Annotated in this window: 20 protein-coding genes; 4 read left to right on the forward strand and 16 right to left on the reverse strand. The window is 47.7% G+C overall.

Features of this window, described 5'->3' with window-relative positions:
* Positions 1-9: 9 nt before the first annotated feature.
* From AC0VYQ_RS13135 to AC0VYQ_RS13170, 8 genes are read right to left on the reverse strand one after another with little or no spacing between them, the layout of a single operon-like run.
* Positions 10-1,119, reverse strand: a complete 1,110-nt coding sequence (locus tag AC0VYQ_RS13135) for a glycosyltransferase family 4 protein (RefSeq protein ID WP_475403741.1) — start codon at positions 1,117-1,119, stop codon at positions 10-12.
* A complete protein-coding gene (locus tag AC0VYQ_RS13140; RefSeq protein WP_251137133.1) occupies positions 1,107-2,450 on the reverse strand; it encodes a nucleotide sugar dehydrogenase in 1,344 nt (447 codons plus the stop codon). Before AC0VYQ_RS13140 ends, AC0VYQ_RS13135 begins: the two co-directional genes overlap by 13 nt.
* Before the next feature lie 12 nt (positions 2,451-2,462).
* Positions 2,463-3,812 carry a phenylacetate--CoA ligase family protein gene (locus AC0VYQ_RS13145; RefSeq protein ID WP_214892728.1) on the reverse strand — a complete coding sequence of 450 codons (1,350 nt, stop codon included), beginning with the start codon at positions 3,810-3,812 and terminating at the stop codon, positions 2,463-2,465.
* Positions 3,802-4,839 (reverse strand): NAD-dependent epimerase, encoded by a 1,038-nt coding sequence (locus AC0VYQ_RS13150; protein ID WP_475403742.1) that lies wholly within the window; start codon positions 4,837-4,839, stop codon positions 3,802-3,804. The genes AC0VYQ_RS13145 and AC0VYQ_RS13150 overlap by 11 nt, the downstream gene beginning before the upstream one ends.
* Positions 4,829-6,121 (reverse strand): hypothetical protein, encoded by a 1,293-nt coding sequence (locus AC0VYQ_RS13155; protein WP_475403743.1) that lies wholly within the window; start codon positions 6,119-6,121, stop codon positions 4,829-4,831. Before AC0VYQ_RS13155 ends, AC0VYQ_RS13150 begins: the two co-directional genes overlap by 11 nt.
* A gap of 13 nt (positions 6,122-6,134) precedes the next feature.
* Complete coding sequence (locus tag AC0VYQ_RS13160) at positions 6,135-7,397, reverse strand: oligosaccharide flippase family protein (protein WP_088837886.1); 1,263 nt, start codon at positions 7,395-7,397, stop codon at positions 6,135-6,137.
* Between the two features lie 12 nt (positions 7,398-7,409).
* The gene (locus tag AC0VYQ_RS13165) at positions 7,410-9,272 is read right to left on the reverse strand and encodes a polysaccharide biosynthesis protein (protein ID WP_214804265.1); all 1,863 of its coding nucleotides are present in this window, start codon (positions 9,270-9,272) and stop codon (positions 7,410-7,412) included.
* Between the two features lie 21 nt (positions 9,273-9,293).
* Positions 9,294-9,935 carry a YveK family protein gene (locus AC0VYQ_RS13170; protein WP_235195247.1) on the reverse strand — a complete coding sequence of 214 codons (642 nt, stop codon included), beginning with the start codon at positions 9,933-9,935 and terminating at the stop codon, positions 9,294-9,296.
* A gap of 334 nt (positions 9,936-10,269) precedes the next feature.
* Between AC0VYQ_RS13170 and AC0VYQ_RS13175 the strand changes: the two genes are divergently transcribed.
* Positions 10,270-11,559, forward strand: a complete 1,290-nt coding sequence (locus tag AC0VYQ_RS13175; protein WP_475403744.1) for an O-antigen ligase family protein — start codon at positions 10,270-10,272, stop codon at positions 11,557-11,559.
* Positions 11,560-11,590: 31 nt separating this feature from the next.
* Positions 11,591-12,349: a homing endonuclease associated repeat-containing protein gene (locus AC0VYQ_RS13180; protein WP_029331624.1), complete on the forward strand. Its 759-nt coding sequence runs from the start codon at positions 11,591-11,593 to the stop codon at positions 12,347-12,349.
* Positions 12,350-12,635: 286 nt separating this feature from the next.
* Here the strand turns inward: AC0VYQ_RS13180 and AC0VYQ_RS13185 are convergent, their stop codons facing one another.
* Positions 12,636-13,628, reverse strand: a complete 993-nt coding sequence (locus AC0VYQ_RS13185) for an ATP-grasp domain-containing protein (RefSeq protein ID WP_475403745.1) — start codon at positions 13,626-13,628, stop codon at positions 12,636-12,638.
* A 93-nt stretch (positions 13,629-13,721) separates the two neighbouring features.
* Positions 13,722-14,219 (reverse strand): VanZ family protein, encoded by a 498-nt coding sequence (locus tag AC0VYQ_RS13190; RefSeq protein ID WP_475403746.1) that lies wholly within the window; start codon positions 14,217-14,219, stop codon positions 13,722-13,724.
* 350 nt (positions 14,220-14,569) lie between these two features.
* On the opposite strand from AC0VYQ_RS13190, the gene AC0VYQ_RS13195 reads away from it, so the two are divergent.
* On the forward strand, positions 14,570-14,989 hold the full coding sequence (locus tag AC0VYQ_RS13195; protein WP_475403747.1) for a helix-turn-helix domain-containing protein: 420 nt from the start codon (positions 14,570-14,572) through the stop codon (positions 14,987-14,989).
* A 61-nt stretch (positions 14,990-15,050) separates the two neighbouring features.
* Here AC0VYQ_RS13195 and AC0VYQ_RS13200 read toward each other — a convergent pair whose 3' ends face one another.
* The 4 genes from AC0VYQ_RS13200 to AC0VYQ_RS13215 form a co-directional block, all read right to left on the reverse strand.
* On the reverse strand, positions 15,051-15,368 hold the full coding sequence (locus tag AC0VYQ_RS13200; protein ID WP_475403748.1) for a hypothetical protein: 318 nt from the start codon (positions 15,366-15,368) through the stop codon (positions 15,051-15,053).
* Positions 15,369-15,563: 195 nt separating this feature from the next.
* A complete protein-coding gene (locus AC0VYQ_RS13205; RefSeq protein WP_214892744.1) occupies positions 15,564-16,307 on the reverse strand; it encodes a hypothetical protein in 744 nt (247 codons plus the stop codon).
* Positions 16,300-17,511, reverse strand: a complete 1,212-nt coding sequence (locus tag AC0VYQ_RS13210; RefSeq protein WP_475403749.1) for a hypothetical protein — start codon at positions 17,509-17,511, stop codon at positions 16,300-16,302. Before AC0VYQ_RS13210 ends, AC0VYQ_RS13205 begins: the two co-directional genes overlap by 8 nt.
* 87 nt (positions 17,512-17,598) lie before the next feature.
* Positions 17,599-17,745, reverse strand: a complete 147-nt coding sequence (locus tag AC0VYQ_RS13215) for a hypothetical protein (RefSeq protein WP_157898498.1) — start codon at positions 17,743-17,745, stop codon at positions 17,599-17,601.
* Positions 17,746-17,892: 147 nt separating this feature from the next.
* On the opposite strand from AC0VYQ_RS13215, the gene AC0VYQ_RS13220 reads away from it, so the two are divergent.
* A complete protein-coding gene (locus tag AC0VYQ_RS13220) occupies positions 17,893-18,762 on the forward strand; it encodes a helix-turn-helix domain-containing protein (protein ID WP_159174124.1) in 870 nt (289 codons plus the stop codon).
* 3 nt (positions 18,763-18,765) lie between these two features.
* Here the strand turns inward: AC0VYQ_RS13220 and AC0VYQ_RS13225 are convergent, their stop codons facing one another.
* Entirely contained in the window at positions 18,766-19,080 is a 315-nt protein-coding gene (locus AC0VYQ_RS13225) for a hypothetical protein (RefSeq protein ID WP_475403750.1), read from the reverse strand.
* Between the two features lie 301 nt (positions 19,081-19,381).
* Positions 19,382-19,555, reverse strand: a complete 174-nt coding sequence (locus AC0VYQ_RS13230) for a hypothetical protein (RefSeq protein WP_475403751.1) — start codon at positions 19,553-19,555, stop codon at positions 19,382-19,384.
* Between the last annotated feature and the right edge of the window lie 94 nt (positions 19,556-19,649).

Raw genomic sequence — 19,649 nt, forward strand, 5'->3', positions numbered from 1 at the left:
TTCCTCCTTTTACATAGTCGAAAAGAGATCGAGTTGTCGTTTGATGACATCAGCTTCGTTAAAATGTTTCATTGCCCGTTCGAATCCGGCCCGGCCCATCTCTGACGCCTGTTGTGGGTGTTTGACAAGATTGGTCATTCTTGCTGCCAACTGCGTTTCATCATGGACGTCGACCAAATAACCGGTCGTCCCGTCGATGACCTCTTCCCGACATCCTCGGATGTTCGTTGCGATGACGGGTTTCGCCGTCGCCATCGCCTCGATGATTGAGCGCGGGACCCCTTCTCGGTGCGATGGCAGGACGAAGGCATCGACTTGTTGTAAAAGTCGTGGCACATCTTCAACGAACCCTCGATACTCGATATTCGGAATCTCGCGTAGACGTTCGAGGAAACGATGTTTCGTCGTTTGATCCCGTTCGCTCTCCATCATTTCACCGGCGATGATCAAGCGGACATCCGGGTCTTGCGATACGACGTTTTCAAAAGCATTCAGGAGTTCGAGCACACCTTTTTCCTCGACGATCCGTCCGATGAACAGGAAGGTGAAAGCTTCGTTTCCTTGCCGCGCCTGTGGATAGAATCGGGTCAAATCGATGCCGTTCCCTAAATGCATCAATCGTTTCGTCGCCTTAAAACGTTTTCGGTTTGCCAGTTCATAATCTTCCCCGCTTTGGAGCAGGAGGTAGTCCGTCGCGAAACGGGCGAGCCATTTTTCGACGGAATAGGTCAATTGATACGTCACCCGTCCCATCTTTTCATGAAAGTAAAAGCCGTGTGCCGTATAGACGATATGCTTCGTCCCCGCTCGTTTCGCCGCGACCCGTCCGAGCGCTGCCGCGACAGGTGTGTGGACATGGACGGCGTCATAGCGACCCGTCTTCAAAATGTGAACGATCGAGCGGATTGTTTTCCAATTACTCGTCCAGTCAATTTTCCGTTCAATCGGAATGTCATGCATCGTAAAACCTTGTGCTGCCAGCTTGTCGGAGGCTCCCGTGTCGGCACAAGCAATCCCGACATCGTGCCCTGCGTCGCGCAGCGCGAGCAGTAACGGTTGCAGCATCGTTTCAGCTGTCGTATCAAGCGCGCAAACTTGGAGAATTCTTAAAGACGCCATAAGTGCACCCCTTCCGGTTTTTCAGCTGGTGCGAGCATCCCTTTGATGTCGACGACGACACCACGCCCCACTTTGAGTAAGTGTTTCGCGAGTAGCCAGTTTCCTTCGACGTACTCTTCATGACTGACGGCGAAGATGACGACGTCGGCTGGTTTAAGCTCTGTCATGTCGAGCAGGTTGATTCCGTATTCGCGTTTCGCTTCATCTTTTTCGACAAGGCGATCGGTCACTTGGACTTCGATTCCGAATTCTTCAATCTCCTTGATTAAGTTCGCGACTTTCGAATTTCGGATGTCACTGACGTTTTCCTTGAATGAAAGACCGAGGACAGTGACGCGTGCGCCGAGGACCGGCATGTTTTGTTTGATTAGATTTTTGACGAGTGACGTCGCGATGAAGCGCCCCATCGTATCGTTGATGCGTCGTCCGGCAAGGATGACTTCCGGATGATATCCGAGCGATTCCGCCTTCATCGTCAAGTAGAAGGGATCGACCCCGATGCAGTGTCCTCCGACGAGTCCTGGTCGAAACGGAAGGAAGTTCCACTTCGTCCCTGCTGCTTCGAGGACCTCGAGCGTATCGATGTCCATCCGGTCGAAGATGATGGCGAGTTCGTTCATCAAGGCGATGTTTAAGTCACGCTGCGTATTTTCGATGATTTTTGCCGCTTCTGCGACTTTGATCGATGATGCACGGTGGACCCCCGCCTCGACGACGGCTTCGTACACTTCTGCGACAACATCGAGCGTTTTTTTATCCTGTGCTGAAACGATTTTTTTAATCGTCTTGAACGTATGTTCATGATCACCGGGATTGATCCGTTCCGGTGAGTAACCGACGAAGAAGTCGACGCCTGCTTGAAGACCCGAAGATTCCTCAAGGACCGGGATACAATCTTCTTCCGTCGCCCCCGGATAGACAGTCGACTCGTAGACGACGATGTCGCCTTTATTCAGCTGGCGTCCGACAAGTTGTGACGCACGTAAGAGCGGCGTCAAGTCCGGTTGATTTTGAGCATTAATCGGTGTCGGTACGGCGACGATGATGAAGTCACTCGCTTGAAGTGCTGCTGCATCCGTTACATAATTGACGTCCGCATTTTTTAAAGTGAACGGTGTCAGTTCGAGCGTCGCATCGACCCCTTCACGTAATTCATTGATCCGTTGTTCTTTGATGTCAAAACCGACGACGCCAGTCTTTTCACCGAAGGCGATGGCGACCGGGAGACCGACGTAGCCGAGGCCGACGACGGCAATCGAACGGTTGGCGATGGGAAGTGATCGTGTTTCGGCTGCTGTCGTATCTGTGATGTGTTTGACTGCCTTATTCATGATGGATTCCTCCTATTTCATCGACTGTTTGACGATCAATGTTTTTCCATTCGGTTCTTGTTTGACTTGTTCGACGGGCTCGAGCGTAATCAACATATCCGGTCCAAGCAATTTGCGCATCTCGTTCAATAAAATCTTTTCATGTTTCGGTTGGAAACGCTGATTGTCCGGAATGTAACGCAGTGTGACACGATTGAGTGCGTATTGTTCGACTTGAAGTCGTAAGACCGAGTTTGGTAATTCGCGGGCAATCGTCGTGATATCACCTTCAAAGACCTTGCCCCGCTTCTCACTGACGATGAAACTCGTCCCCCGTCCGTCAATCGAGGCGATGACCGGTCCGTTCAATCCACATCCACACGTCTCATGACTGAGGGTCATGCGGTCACCAATCCGGTAACGGATCAGCGGGGTCCCCCGTGTCGTAAAACACGTCACGACGACTTCACCATCCGGTCCGTATGGTTCGATGATGCCGGTCTCATGGTGCAGGTGCAGCTTCCGGTGCGTACATTCAGAAATGATCGGAGCGCCTTCTGACGAACCGTATTGATCGAAGACCGGTGCGACGAATGCCTCCTCGAGAATCGATCGCATTTCTTCTGTCACCGTTTCTGACGTCGGGAAGATGGCAACGATTTTAAAGTCGAGTTGAATCTTATTTTTTAGTAAATAACGGGCGATTTCGACCATCGCCGTCGGTGTCCCGTCTAATGCGACTGGTCGGAAACGATTCAATTCCTCGATATAGGCGGGAAAGTTTTCTTCTTTCATATGAAAAATCGAGAGCAGCAATTGATTGAGCGGACGATTCATCCGCCAAAAGATCGGCTTTTTCTGATCGACTGCCGTCAAGGTCCGTCCTGTGAAACTCGCCCGTGGCATCCCGCCGTAAAACCCATGCTGTTCCTTAAAGTAATCGAGATGTGCCATTCGTTCTTGAATGTCCTCGCGCATGAAAGCAACCTGGAGTGACTTCCCGCTCGTCCCGCCCGTCCGCCCTCGGACCGGCGCGTCGACTTCTGACATGAATTCGTCGTTTTGCTGCCGTAACGTTTCTTTTTCAAGGACCGGAATCAGCGCCAACTGATCGAGTGACGTTAGCGGAAGTTTCATGTCGAGCTGTCGAAACAGCTCCCGGTAGTACGGGGTATGCTGTTGCACGAACAAGAGAAACGCATTCAAACGTTCAAGTTGTTCGACGCGATAGTCAAGCGACCGGTCTTTTTCACGTAATTGCATCAGTTTTTGTTCATAACGGGCCCCGTACCGCTCATGCATCAGCTTTTTGCCGTAAATAGATGTCAAAATATTCTGAATAAATATCGGAGACTTATAATAAAGGTCTTCCTTAAGCGCCATCTTGGACCTCCTCCTTCAGCTGGTAATGGCTTTCATACCAATCGATGAATGCATTGACGCCAGCTTCGACCGTCGTCCGTGGCCGGTAACCGATCGTCTCGAATAACGACGTGACGTCAGCGAAGCTTTCCGGGACGTCTCCTGCCTGGAGTGGCATACCATGTTTGATCGCCGTCTTCCCGAGACGCCGTTCGATCAATGCGACGAATTCGTTCAGGCGGATCGGACTGTGACTACCGATGTTGAAGACCCGGTATGGAACGAAGCTCCGGTCTGGCTGTGGCGCTGCTTTATTAAAGGACGGATCAGCGACCGGCTCTGTCTGTAACAACCGATAGATGCTCTCAATGATGTCGTCGACATAGGTGAAGTCGCGTCCCATCTCACCGTAGTTGTATAAATCAATCGGTTGACCGTTCGCGATCGCTTCCGTGAATTTGAACAACGCCATATCCGGGCGTCCCCACGGACCATAGACGCTGAAGAATCGAAGCCCCGTCGTTTTGATGCCGTATAGACTGCTGTAGGTGTGGGCCATCAACTCGTTCGCTTTTTTGGAAGCGGCATAGAGACTGAGCGGATGGTCGACCGCGTCCGTCACGGCGAAAGGCATCTTCGTGTTCGAGCCGTAAACGGAACTGGAAGAGGCATAGACGAGTTGTTCGACCGGATGATGGCGACAGGCTTCGAGAATCGACAGGAAGCCGACGATGTTCGATGTGATATAGACGTCCGGTCGATCGATGCTGTAGCGGACACCTGCTTGTGCTGCGAGATGAAGCACGAGATCAATCTGTTCCTTCGCGAAGATGGCGTCGACGGCTGCTGTATCCTCGAGCGATACACGATAAAAGGTATAGCGTCTCGGATCGAGTTCGACTAAGCGCGCCTCTTTCAACGCCGGGTCGTAGTAATCGTTGACTTCGTCAAGTCCGATGACACGGTACCCTTCCGCTAAAAATCGACGAGCGGCATGAAACCCGATAAACCCTGCGATACCGGTGATTAAAATCGTTTTATTCTGCACGTTGTTCGACCTCCTCAAAGTGGTGAAGCGCCTGGTAGCGAATATAATGAATCGATGTGTAGACGATCAGGAGCATCGGAAACAATTTGTAGCGGTGACGGATTGCCGTTCCGACGTTTCCTGTCCCAAGACCAAAGATGAGTGCATTGACGATGAAGAGGAGCAACATGAACAATAAAACAGCAGCGTAAGGATGGTGTTTCAAATAGCGGAAGTGCCGGATCGTCAGTGCGAACAGCAGGAGATAAACGGCGGCGTCGAAGAAGAAGATGGCGATGTTCGTCACACTGGACCATTGCCACGGGAACGGTGAGAAGAGGAAATAAATCATCCGAAGCGGTGAATAGAGAATCATGTCAAGTGGTCCCGTGACAGTCAACCCGTTCAAGTAAGCCGATCCACCACGGTCATAACTCATCCCGCTGAACAATTGACCGTTTTCCGAGACATGTGTGAATTTTGCGAACAAGACATCCTGAAAACTGTAGACGATGAAGCCGACGATCAGGACTTGCATGACCAACCGCTGTACTTTGGAAGCTTCGAAATCCATCCGACCGGTCGCATGATTATAAAAGGAGAAATAAACCAATAAGACGACGATTCCAATCGCGAGACCGGAATGGAAAATCGTACTGACGAAGTAAGCGAGGTAGGCCAGTGCCAAGGAAGCACCCGACTTATCAATCGTCCAGCGCACCATGTAATAGAGCGTATAGACAATACCGAGTGCGACGAGTTGATCGCGTAACAGGATCGGCGAAAGCAACAATCCTTGGGCGAAGAAGGCAAATAACAGCGTCGACAGGAACACGACTCGCATTGGCAGACCGAGCAGCCGAAGCGTTTTCGCGAGAATGACGACGGCGACGACGCCGAGGATGACGTTAAAGTATTGTGCCAAGATCCGCTCGGGTCCGAATGCAAGATAGAAGATGCCGAGGAACTTCGAGTAACTCCCGCGAACGACTTCGTTGAACATCGATGGATCGAGATAGATTTGCAGACCTTCGAGATGGAATGCCTCCGTATCATCCCCACTGTGTGGCGGGAGCCGAAACAGCTCAAGATCGACGAACATCAATCCGAGACGCACGATGAAGGCGGTGACGAAGACGAGAAATAATGGCGTCGTCTCCGAATTTTTGAGCAAATACCAGAGCATCAAGATGGAATTGCCGACTAGCATCAACGTGATATAACTTTCCGGTGTCGAAAAGAGCGGCCGCAACAGTTGACTGAGCAATGCTTCGATGATCAGTAGAATGAGGATTGGCCGCATCTTTTTCCCTCCTTTAGCTACTTTGTTCAATCGCGAGCGGCAAGTTCCGCGGATAGAGCGCCCGGTAGAGCGCTGGCACCAACAAGACGATTTGCGTGACGGCACATAACGCATAAGCCGTCGTCGCACCGTATAACCCATACAGTGGAATCAAGAAACTGCAGGCAATCAGATTGACGGCGACACTTCCGAAAATCGCAAGCGTCTGGATACGAAATTGTTGGAATCCCGTTAGTAACGCTTGGATGACGGTCGAGTTATAGAAAAAGAGCGAAGCGACCATCATCAAGACGAAAATCGTATGGTACTGCACGAATGAAGCATTGTAGAAAATCGTCAACCCCCATTTTCCGAAGAAGATGGCCCCGATGATCAACAGGACACCGACCGCGTTTGTCATCAGTAGCATCGAGCGTGTCAGCTTTCGGAGTGCCGGGAGACTTTGTCGTTCGCCCGTCTCTGACGAAAAATTCGGTAAGAGCACGGCGACGAGCGAGTGGATGAACAAGCTACCTAAAACGAGTAAGTAAGCGATACTCGCGTAGTAACCGAGTTCTTCCGTCCCGATTGTTTGACCGACGAAGAGACGCGGGATGTTGGCATTCAAGGCAACGAGTAAGGCAACAAATCCGAGTGGGACGGCCTTGAAGAACAATTGCCGGCCCGTTTGGTAGCGATCGCTCATCGTGATATTTTCAAACCCTTGTCCAATCCGGCGGACGGTCGGTAAATCGTAGATGATCAGCATGATTAAGTTCCCAGCAATCATCGCGAGGACGAAGCCGTGAATCGAATGGGTCGTAAAGAGGATCAAGGCTGCACCCGAGACGTTGATCAGACTTCTGAAAATCTTCGATAACGCGACTTCTTTGAACGCCATGTGTCCTTGGAGGAAGCCGTACGAGAGATCGGCGAACGATTCCATGTATTTATTGAGATAAACGAGTAACGTCAACAGTAAGATATCCGCTTCACCGAAGAAATAATAGACGATCAGTAAGACGAACACACCGAGCGTCAAGAGGAAGAACCGTGTTTTGATGAAAAGGGTGAAGTTCTTCAGCCCGGCCCGTTCCGCCGTCAAAATCGTGCTGGCATTGAGCCAACAGAACATGACGATCGGTGCCGTCAAGGCGAGAGCGTAATTGAAATAACCGATGTTGAGTGGCGTACTCCATTTGATTAAGAGCGTCAAAATCATCCATTGGTGTAAGGAATAGGCCGTATCGGCAATGAAGATCAAGTTAAAGCGTGATAACTGCCGCGGTGCTTTCATTTATCTCACCTCTCATTCTCGCGCGATCCGGACGACTTCTGGCATCGCGACCGGGCGGCTGTCATTCGTCGCACCGAGCAGGTACGTCCGAAGCGCCTCTTCATCGTCGAGGCAACGATTGATTTCCCGAAGATACGGTTCGACGGAGCCGAAGGGCCGGGTCTTCCCAACTAGAATTTTCTCGAAAACCCGCTCGTCATGGACTTCTTCTTCTGCGAGCAACTCCTCATAAAGCTTCTCGCCTTTTCGAATGCCGCTGTAGACGATCGGAATCTGTTCTTCCGTAAAACCGCTCAAGTGAATCAAATTTTTCGCAAGCGTCGTGATGTTGACCGGTTTTCCCATGTCGAGGACGAACACCTCTCCTCCGCTTGCGAGGACGCTTGCCTGGATGACGAGCCGACTCGCTTCCGGAATCGTCATGAAGTACCGCGTCATCGCCGGGTCCGTCACGGTGATCGGTCCGCCTTTTGCGATTTGTTCCTTGAAGAGCGGGATGACGGAACCACGGCTGCCGAGTACGTTTCCGAAACGGACGACGGCGAACGTCGTTTCACTGTTGCGGGCGATTTGCTGGATGACCATCTCGGCAATCCGTTTCGTCGCCCCCATCACGCTCGTAGGATTGACGGCCTTATCAGTCGAGATCATGACGAATCGTTTGACGTGTGCTGCTTCCGCCGCGAGCGCGACGTTGCGTGTCCCGTAAATATTATTTTTGACGGCTTCGCGTGGATTATCTTCCATCAACGGGACGTGCTTATGGGCTGCCGCATGATAGACGAGATCCGGTTCGAACCGTCCCATGACTTCATTCAGTCGTTCTAAATCCTGAACGTCCGCGATGACGGAATGAAGGACCGTACCATCGGTCATACATTCGAGCTCCCGGCGAATCAAATAGATGCTGTTCTCGCCATGTCCGAGGAGGATGAGCCGGTCAGGCTTAAATTTAATCAACTGGCGACAAATCTCTGAACCAATCGATCCACCGGCTCCAGTCACGAGGACGGTCGCCCCGCTGACGCTTCGTTCGATTTCCGTGATGTCGAGTTCGACCGGTTCACGACCGAGCAAGTCAGCGATCGAGACTTCGCGGATTTGATTGATTGATACTTTTCCTGACGCCAGTTCGACGAGCATCGGTAACGTGTGGGCTTCGACCTTCGTCTGTTTGATGCGATTGAGTAAAGCGACCCGCTCCGTATAGGATAAGGAAGGAATCGCGAGCACGACCGCTTCGATTTTCTGTTCTTCGATGATGAATTCGAGTTGCTCGATCGTTCCGATGACGGGGACGCCGTGGATGCGCATCCCTTTGAGTTCTGCGAGATCGTCGAGTAAACCAACGACGTTCAAGATGTGCGCTTTTTTCTGCTTTAACTCTTTTGTAATCATCTGTCCGGAAGCTCCGGCACCGATGATTAACGTACGTTTACCGAGCGTCCGGTCCCGTTTCAGTTGAAGCGTCCGTCCGCGAATCGCTAAGCGGACAAATAAGATACCGTTCAAGACAAGTCCCGTTTGCAGGAAGACGGCGCGCTCGACGGCGAAGTCGAACAAGGCATACTCGAGCCCGAGTAAGACAAAGCTGCTGGCGACGACGACAAACAGGAGGACACCTAAATCCCTCAGACTCGCATAACGCCAAACGATTTGATAAAAGCGCATCCAGTGGGCGACGAGTGTTAGGGCGACCCATTGAATCAATGCGATTTCAATCGCATTCCGTAAATCGAACTGAACGGTCAGGTGAAGGGGATTGAAGAAGTAGAAGGTGACGACGGTTGCGGCGGCGATAATCAGTGCGTCGACCCCGCGTAAAAGTCCGATTTTCATATGGCGACGATACTGATGCAATGGTGGTGCTTGCATGACTGCTCCTCCTTCCCCGAATCATGAGTGTGGACGGCTGACGGCTTGTGGATAGGATGCATCATCTTTCGTTGATTCAGTTGCTGACTTCTTTCCTAGTACACGGGAATAGACGATTAGTAAGCCGAACATCAACCCGAGTACACCGCCGATCGCCGTGTTCATCAAGATGTTCGGAGACATCGGTTTCGTCGGAATCCGTGCCGTCGAGAAAACTTCCGTACTGCTTGTATTGATTAACTGAGGCAAGTAATCTTGGAACACTTCTGTCATCGTGTTCGCTTGGATGGCAGCTTGTTCAGCTGATCCATCTGTAATGGATAAGGCGATGACTTGAGAATCGAGGTTACTCGACACCGTCAAGCGATCGGTTAAATCGAATAGACGCTTATCGGTCACACCCATCTTTTGGGCGACTTGATCGACGACTTCCGGACTCCGAAGAATATCTTGATAGGTACTGACGAGTGACGTCGAGGAAGTCGTGTCACTACTCTTTTGCGGTACGACGAGGATGTAAGCTGTTGCTTCATACGTAGGTTTAATGACGTACGTGCTGATCAGGTAACCGGCACCCGCAAACAAGATGGCACAGACGATGAGGATCCACCAGCCCTTTTTCAATGTCATCAAGTGGTCTGCGAATGTTCTTTTTTGATGCATGGTATTCACATGGTTCACCTCTTTCTTACCTTGAACGTCGGAGGGTCATTGGTTATGACTTCACCTTATTTCCAAACGACTACCAAAACAATTAGAGCTTGGTGGAAATGATTAGTTTTTTTTCAATAGTCGTTGTGCATGCGTATCATTACATCATCGAAAAATATCGTTTCACGAAAAAAAGACGATTCACAGAAAAATAATCGTCGTTTCTTCAAAAACATTCATCTTATCCGCATAAATATCGTTTATTTACGGGTAAATACCAATTTGATGATTAAAAAGTCACATAATCGGTAATAAGTCCTATATGAAGGGTGGATAGACTTTAGAAATGATGTTAAAATCCGTCAATATACCTGAATCGATTGTCTTATTCATCCTATTACTATTTGTGACGATTGATTTGTGGACGCGTCCGTTACGCTTTACGGATGAAGTCTTACCGGAGCATTGGAACGTCGTGACCGTCTTTTTGTACCCGTTACTCTTTCTCATTTTTTATATCGTGTCCCGTCCGTTATACTTTCCGTTCCGGTCTCGTTCGCATCGACTCATCCTCGTCTTTTTGAGTTATTTGACGTTACACACTGTCTTTTTTTTCTCTCGTCCCGCGACGGATGCACCTTTTTCACTCTTCTTTCTTTTGACGACATGGATGTTTCTGATCATCGTCCTATCACTCTCTTCTCCGCTTTTCACTTACTGGCACCGGTTCTTATTTCTCATTCTCTTTTATCAGGCGCTATTTTTAGCGAGTTACGCCCTGCTCGTCTCGTTTGGGCAATCCTACATCCCAATCGATAATTTGCAGTGGTTACGGATTGGTCCGATTGCGCTTCCACAACTCTATGTCGGGGAGCAAGGTAGCTTTCTACGCTTAGCTAGCTTGACGAACAATCCGAACGCATTTGCTGCTTGGCTTGTTCCTGGTGGATTGATTGCTTGGATTGCGGTCCTCCGTTCCATCACGACGAGTGCCTGGCGCCGTCTCTTCTTCTCCAGCGTTTCGCTGGCATTGATATGCGGAGGGCTGTTAACAAGTGCTTCGCAAACGGGCATCTATTCTTTTTTTCTACTCACTTTGTTGACGACCGTTCTATTGTTACCTTCGCGGCGACTACGTCTTCAGGTCAGCGCCTGTTACATCACCGGAATCGCAATTGTGCTTGCTGCCCTGGCGCTAAAGCCAGGACTCCTCCTCCGTTTAGTCAGTTTGAATGGTCGCCTTGATCTTTGGCAGGCGGGACTCGCAGCTTCAGCAGATCGTTTTTGGGTCGGTCATGGTTTTGGTGCCGCAACGACCGGCTTATCTGAGCAATTGGGAGAAGAGACCCTTTACACGTTTCACAGTACGCCGATCGTTTTCCTCTATGAGTTCGGCATCATCGGGTTACTCCTCTACGTGTTATGTTTTAGTTTCATCTTGTTTCGTTTAATTCGGAATTATCGTTTTGACGACGTCGAGTCGCTCACACTTCTACTGCTCATCTTCTGGTTGTTGTTGCTTCAGTTTACAGAAAGCATCCTGATTCGACCGGGCGGCTTTTATTTCATCTGGCTCAGTCTACTCGCATACGCGACATTCCGTCGCGACACACCAACAGACAGTACCCACACCTAGACGAACACCTACACGAAAGGGGTATGACATCATGAAGAAATGGACAGAACAACAAGTGATTGATAGTTTGGTCGAGGCAAGTCTTGCCTCACCTGCGTTAGACGCTAAAACATATGCCCGCTGGTCCAGTACTAAAGAAGTACCTTCGATTACGACGATCATCAACGTCTTCGGTTCATGGCGCGAAGCATTGCATGCAGCAGGACTTTCATCGATTCGTCCCTACTTTTCCGATGAAGAAATCTTGACGTTCATCAAAGAAGCCTCGAACCGCCTTCATCCGTTTCATAGCAACAGTTATCGTGAATGGGCGAAAGCGAAACAGGGTCCTTCCTTAACGTTAATCAACCTTCGTTTCGGGTCATGGTCACGGGCCCTTGAGGAAGCACATATCGAGATGACACGCTCCGTCTGCATGACGGAAGAACGCATCATCAATGCGCTCCTCGAAGCATCGGACGTCCTCCCGCGTCTGACGACCCAAACCTATTCGATTTGGGCGCAAGAAAATGGGCATCCGACGGTCGCGACGATTGCCCGAAAGTACGGCTCGTGGGTCGATGCCCTCGCGTGCCTCGATATCGCGCCTCCCCGCCGGAAATGGGTCGAAGAAGATGTGCTCAACGCCTTAAAACAAGCGCAAGCTGAACTTCCTTCCTTCAGCATCATCCATTACCGGAAGTGGGCTGAAGGAAAATCTGTCCCGAGCACTTCGACGATCAATGCCCTCTTCGGAAGCTGGACGTCCGCTGTTCAATGCCTCAAGCGTTCCCGTGTCTCGCTCTCATAATTCCATTTAAAAACGGGGCTGGATCAAAAGAGATCAAAGCTTTCGTATGTATAACGTAGAGACGCATCAAGACATCAGGAACGAGAAAAAGACGAATCGAAAACGCCGATGGCTCCGTAGAAAAAACGGAAACATCGGCGTTTTATTTTATATGCGGGACGGAACACGCGTTTAAATATCTGCATGAATTTTCTTCCCTACGGCACAGCTCAAAGCTTCGCTTTCAGCATATTCACGCTTCCATCACTAAGATTTCGGAACGACGTAGGAGCCATCCTCTGTCTTTTTAGTATTTCGTTTGTTCAAACTGTGCCGCCGATACGAGCGTCAGCGTATCGTGCTTCATCATATAGAGGTTTTCCTGATAATGACCGATATCCGGTTGATTGACGAGCCCGGATAGATTACGCCAGACTTGAGCGGGGAAGTTGACACCACATGCATAGGCATGGGGATACCCGCCGCCGAAGCGGGGATTGATCTCCGATAAATAGAGCGTTCCGTCGACATCGAAAATATCGAAATCGAGCGGACCGACCAGTCCAGAACCGGCGAGGACGTGCTCGACGAGTTCGAATACATCGGTCCGGAGGACGGAGCGACTTTTATCCGTCTCTCCGGCTCGCATCGCCAATTTTTCTTTGATGAAGATGGACGTGACTTCATGAGACAGTAGATCGACGTAGACATCGACGCCGAGTTCAGGCCCGTCAAGAAATTCCTGCACAATTAAGCCGGGGCTCTGTTCAAATAATCGTTCGACTTCTTCTAATGTCTCGACGCGTCTTACAGCGATACTCGCACTGCCATTGCGTGGCTTGACGAAGACCGGAAAACCAACTTTCTTGAGTGCGACCGCTTCACGAAACGACGTGAGGGCATGGTAGGTTTTCGCATGCGGGATGCCTTGCAAGGTACAGTGCTCGAACATCGCGTACTTATCAAAACAAAGCAGACACGACGATGGCGGAGAAACGATGACCGTGACACCGATTGCTGCAAACCGTTCCGTCGCTGTCGCGAGCAACTCGAGTTCAGGGTCGATTAACGACAACAGGGCCGTCACCTGCTCGCGTTGACACAGTTCCAATAAATGATCGATGTAATCCGGCTGATCAATCTTCGGGACGATATGGTGGTTCGGTGCCATATAGAGTGCCGGTGCAAGTGGATTACAGTCTGCGACGCTGACCGCCCCCTCCTGAAACTCCTGAACGAAGTATTCGACCAGCTTCGCACGACGACCGGCACTCGTAATCAACAGATGAGGTCTCTTCATGTTGTCCGCTCCTTTTTGTATGATGTTCCTAAAGGATTCGCTTTTGCTAGACAAGATTCCTTCTAAAAAAAACGTTGAACTGCGACAAAAGTCTCAAGACAGTCTGATCAGTTGCTCCGCTCGACGTTTTCTCCGAATGAATCGATACAATACAATACCAATTAACGCACCTGTACCATCTAATAAGACATCCTGAATCAACCCGGTTCGTCCGCCTGTTACAATTTGATGGAATTCATCAAAGACAGCAATCGTGATTGCCAACGTATAGGCGAATAAACCCGCCAATACATAGGGACGCAACAAGCGAGCGGTCAAGTCGACCAAGGCAAACCCGAGTACAATGAAAATCGATAAGTGCGCTGCTTTTCGAATAAAGAATTCGACAAAACCGGATGCACCAAGCGCTTCAACACTGACTTCTCCGTGATAATCAAATGAGATGAAGCGAAACGCCTCCACAAAATCCAAATTAAAATAACGGGACAGCCCGGGCTTTAACGATTGTTCTTCATACGGCATCGAACTCGAAATAAATAAAATAATCAGAATAGCCAAGGTGATGTAACCGGACCAAGGGATTTTACGCATATAACTCGTCCTCCTTATTCAACACGCTTCTAGAATACCATGAGTTCTTCTTGAATTTCTCAATGAATAAATGGAACACGCACTGTTTAGACATCCTTTTAGTTACATAATTATGTAATTTGAATTACCAAAAAACTTTTTTTACATTTGATAGGTTTGCAATATAATAGAAGTGGTTATTTAGTACTATAGCAGTGCTATGAGAAGTAGGAATTGTGATTCACAGATAAACATATATAATTCCTACCCGCTTCCTAGATACTCGATCGATAAATCGATTACATCCTAAAAAAGGAGGTGAAGGATGTCCCTCTCCTGACTAACGTCTTGAGCGTCTGACAACCTATAACATGAACCGAGCTCTCGGGAAAAAAATCATGCGACTACGAAAACAGCACAAGTACACACAAAAGTATCTCGCTGAGCAATGCGGTGAATCGACGACCTCGATTTCTGCCTATGAACGCGGACAACGGATGCCAAGCACGCAATCACTTGAACGGCTCGCCATCGCCCTCAACACGACTGTGATTGATTTGATTGATCCAAAGCACGTCCAGCATCCGACCCTTAGTGATTTTATGAGCCAATCGCTCGCACCATCGAAACCAATCGACTTTAAGTTTGTCCTCGAAGATATACTCGTCCATCTCACACTCTCGAACGAAGTTTACTTTAACGGTCGGTTACTATCACATGAAGTCCGTGAAGAGATGGCTGCCTCTGTCAATCAAGCTCTACAGCAAGGTCTCGAATCAATCGAAGTCTAAAAAACACGATGAAAAGTAGACAGGAGCCATTCCCGTGCACTTCTCATCGTGTTTTTTTAGTTCAATCCGGCTTGACGATATGATGAATGTACAACGTTCCCTCTTCATATGTGGCTTCTAGCAACCGACTAAAAAAAGAAGACTCTTTACTCTTTTCTGCAAGAAAAACCCGTTCGAACTTTTGGTGGGCTTGTTCAACAAAGCTAAATTTTAGTTCCCGCTCCTTCGATTTAAACGTCAAATATGTGCCGATTTGACCGAATGCATCTGGAAGGGTTTGCTCTTCCATGAATTGAAACGTTTCTTCCGGAAATAAGGTAGAGATGAATTCAAAACAGCTGGCTTGCATAGTCCGTGATTGTGCCATTTTTTTATCCATGACGTATTGATCCTCCGAATTTCATGATGGCTGCCCCTAGGTGATGAACTAATTTAAATAATACCCTGACTTTAGACCTATTCAAACTAATATTTAAAATATTTTTTAATCATTCTTTACTAAAAAGTCTAATCCGTACTTTAATCCTTAAACAAAAACAAGGGAGCAGATTATTAATCTGCCCCCTGTTGAAATTCATCCTAATTTATCAAATTCTAAGATGTGTACGGTTTTCCCTGCATATAGTGTACGTCCTGCATATTTCGACAGTTTCGCAAATTCAAAGAGAGTGGTTGGTTCATAGAGATGCTCGACGGCATAACTGACTTTCTCATCCTGATCAGATTTCAGGTAAAGATTTAGTATCAACCGCTCCCCTTCCACCTTCTGTCCATAGAACAGAGCACAGTCCTTCACACGTTTTGAAGCGATCGGTTGCGTCTGTTGCTTTAAATGCTTGGCATTATGAACATTCACTAACAGTTGACCATCTGTCGTCAGAAGCTGGCGGATGTTTCGGAAAAACAACAGTAATTCGCCGCGTGAATACCGGGCAACCGTCGTCCCAGGCAAAATCAGCTTCTCAAATGCTTCATACCCGACAGCGTCGATTAAATCATAACTAAGACCGTATACCTTATGCATAAACCGTGAAGAAATTCCGTTCAATCGGCTGGCTTCCGGTTCGACGAGATACAAATCATATCCTTCCTCAGATAACGTGTTGAACAAGCCCGGATCAAACGTTCCATAAACGAGGACACGGTCATTCCGATTTAAATACCGGCGATAAAATGTCAATTCATCGATTTCTGCCAGTTGCATCGTTTCCTGATGCAGACGCATGAAACGGTTATCTGCGTTGAAATCATCGAGCACGGTCACTCTCGAATAACTTCCTTTTCGTGAAAATGGTCCAAAGAGTGGTACGTCACCCATGATACATCAACTCCTTATAGGCTTGAATAGCTGTTTCATAATCAGAACCGAGGCGTTCCGGCAATACATCGAACCGGTCTTTTTGATCGGCTTCTAAAATCCATAAAAAGACTTCATCTGTTTCAAACAGCTGGTTCGTCGTCAGTTCAAACACGAATGCCCCTTCGCGATTTTGAATGCCAATCATCGTCAAGGGACCGAGCTTTCCGGCCGTCCGAGGTAAATCCAACTGGGTATATGGAGTGACAAACTGACTTTCGGTCAAGAAGGCCGATGCCAGCTGATACAGTAAAGGATACAACGCGAGTTGAAGGTGCGGCGCGATCGGTGCGAATGTCTCCCGTTGACGATGACGCAACTGGAAAATATCAATCTCTTCAAGCCCGCTCAAGCAGATTTGTTTTCCGTAATCTGCACAGACGCCGTCTTTAAAAATAAATAGCCGATGAGACACAGTCATCCCGGTGAGTGTCGCATAATCGAGAATTCCCATATAGTGTCCCGGGTTCGGTACGCGGCTCGTCGTCCGCCACGTTTCGAAGGCAGCTTCTATAGCCGTTCGACTGACGACGGCAAGGTGTGCCTTAATGTCGAACGACAGGGTATCCGAGAAGGCGACCAAGACCGGAACGCGGCTCATCAGTTCAATGACCGGTAAATCGTGCCGTGTCGGTTGGTCGATGTACAGTAAGCTGTTGATCGTCATCTGATCGAATAGTGCCGGATTGATGGAATTCAGTAGACTCGTCTCTTCCACGTAAATATGCCGGAGTGGTTGCGGATGACGGGACGTCGCGTCCGGATAGACACCTGTGAATAAAGACATCAAGGCATCTTGTAAGGCAATCGGTTGTGAGTCAGCGAGCGGTTCTTCGAACGGTACCGTGATGCCGTCTAAAAAATACGGATCCCCAAACAAAACGTCCCCCCGGTCATTAATCAAATGAAACTGGACATGCAGCATCCGTTGTTGAAGATAGGCGACGAGTCGCATCGTCCGTTCGCCGGTCCCCCGAAGAATGAACAAATAGTGTTCAAATTCTTGAAAATCCATATAATCCAGTAAATCAAGAAACGTGTGCACATTGTAATCGTAATGATCGAACGAAAAACGATGCGACTGACAAAAAGCGATGAAGTCCGCTGTCGGTTCAAGCTGGTGGAGCCAGCCTTCACTCTCAGCGAGTACAGTAAGTCCAATCATGTTCATTCTCCTTTCATCTGAGTGTGTAAAAAAATGGCTTCAAACCGTAACGAACGGAATGAAGCCACGCCGTTAATGGACGTTTTTTTAAGATGTTTTAGTGCGACGTTTCGTCACCGGTTTGACGCGTTCCATCTCCCGACTAGCCAAGGGTGCGACCGTAACCGTAGAAGCGTTTAAACACCAGCCACAAGATGAAATCGTACGTCGCGATTCTTTAAAAATGAGATTCATAGGAAATACCCCTTTCTTCCGTTTAGAATGGATAATCAAAATCGTTGACGAATTATCACAGTAAAAAGTTGGTTTTGTCCGGGCATCACTTCTATAATAAGGAGATAGACACGTAGTCGAATCCACTTGATAGAAAGGACCGAACCCATGGATCAATTCACGTCACCCCAGATTGGCCTCGCCCTTCGCCGTCTTCGCAAGAAGCATAACTTGACGCAGAAGGATCTAGCGAACGGGATTTGTAGCCAAGCGGAGATCAGTAAGATTGAGAGCGGCACACATTCACCGACGGTTGAATTACTGTTTCTAATTTCAAAAAAGTTACAAGTTCCATTTTCCGCTTTTTTCGATCATGCTAATTATCGTGAGTCATTTTATCAACTCGATGATGAATTATTAAAAAAATTTAGAAATAATGAATTTAAAGAAATTTATGAGATAACGAACTTAAAACTACAAAATGTTTACATTGAAGAAGAAATCGCTTTATTGTTGCAATTTTACAACAGTATTTCTGCACATCGTTTACAAAAAACTGACTACAGGACATGCATCGTTGTACTACGGCAGTTATCCGAAAAGTATTCCTCTACTTTTTATTCACCTAGTATGATCATCCGCATAAAGTCCGCTATTGCTAATCTATATTCCGAAAATAAAAGCTATAAGCATAGCAGAAAAGTCTACGAAGAACTTATTAAGCTCGATTTTGAGAGCAACGAGCTTTTATTGGATCGAATAAGAATACTTTACAATTTTTCAAAAACTCTATTACAACTTAAAGAATCTCACTACGCTTTAAATATTGTTCAAGAAGCCATCCAGCAAAGTTTACGCTTTAAAGACATGTCTTTGTTAGGTCAACTTTACTATCAACAAGGTTTGTGTTTAGAGAGCTTGAATTATGATAAAGAATTTATAAAACAATCCTACTTTAAAGCAAATGTTTTTTTCGAGCTTTTAAACATGGATGAATATCATCAAATCATACTAAAGCACAAGTCTGAATTTTTATGATGATTAAGCTTTATTTCTAACCACGTACTCGTAAGGTAGATCTTGCTTAGCTAATGTCTTAACTGCATACTCGTATGGTAGGTCTTGCTTAGCTAGTGTCTTAACTGCATACTCGTATGGTAGGTCTTGCTTAGCTAGTGTCTTAACTGCATACTCGTATGGTAGGTCTTGCTTAGCAAGTGGCTTAACTACGTATTCATACGGTAAATCTTTTTTAGCTATTTGATCCACGTTCGTTGTTGCTGTATTTAACGATACTGTTGAGAGACTGATTGCAGCAGCTCCGATACACAACATCAATTTATTTTTCAAGTTCATGATTAATGACCTCCTAATATTTTTATATGGCTTATTGATATCATCATATAACCTTAGACCCCCTCCAAATATTCGAATACGAATATTATGCGTTTTTTGCACATTATTTACACTTCTCATTACTTTAGTCGCGGGTCATACGTCCTGAAAGTTGTGCAATTTTGACATTTAATCCACCTTTGTGTCGGAAATATGTATAAAAATAGATTTTTTAGAATATTCCTTCATACCTATTGTGTTCTTGGTCCATCAAAACAAGCGATCTCCCTGACTGAAACATCCAGCCAGGGAGATCGCTTGTTCATTTAGAAGATCGACGCAGTGTAATGAAATAACCTACCCCTAACAGTAGAATCAAGCCTAATAAAATCGTACTAATCGTCGTCCGTGTCGGTGATTCCGGTATGAAAATGCCAAGCAGTAAATTAATTGCGGCAATGATCAGTACAAGCCAGACAATTGTTTTGGGTCTCACTGTTGTCCCCTCCATTCTAATGGCGTCATCAATGTAAAGTTCCCGCTAAGAAGACGAGGTCGCTTTTCAATTTCCCTCGGCGATATGGTATGTT

The organism is Exiguobacterium sp. QJM3NY_9, assembly GCF_056173545.1.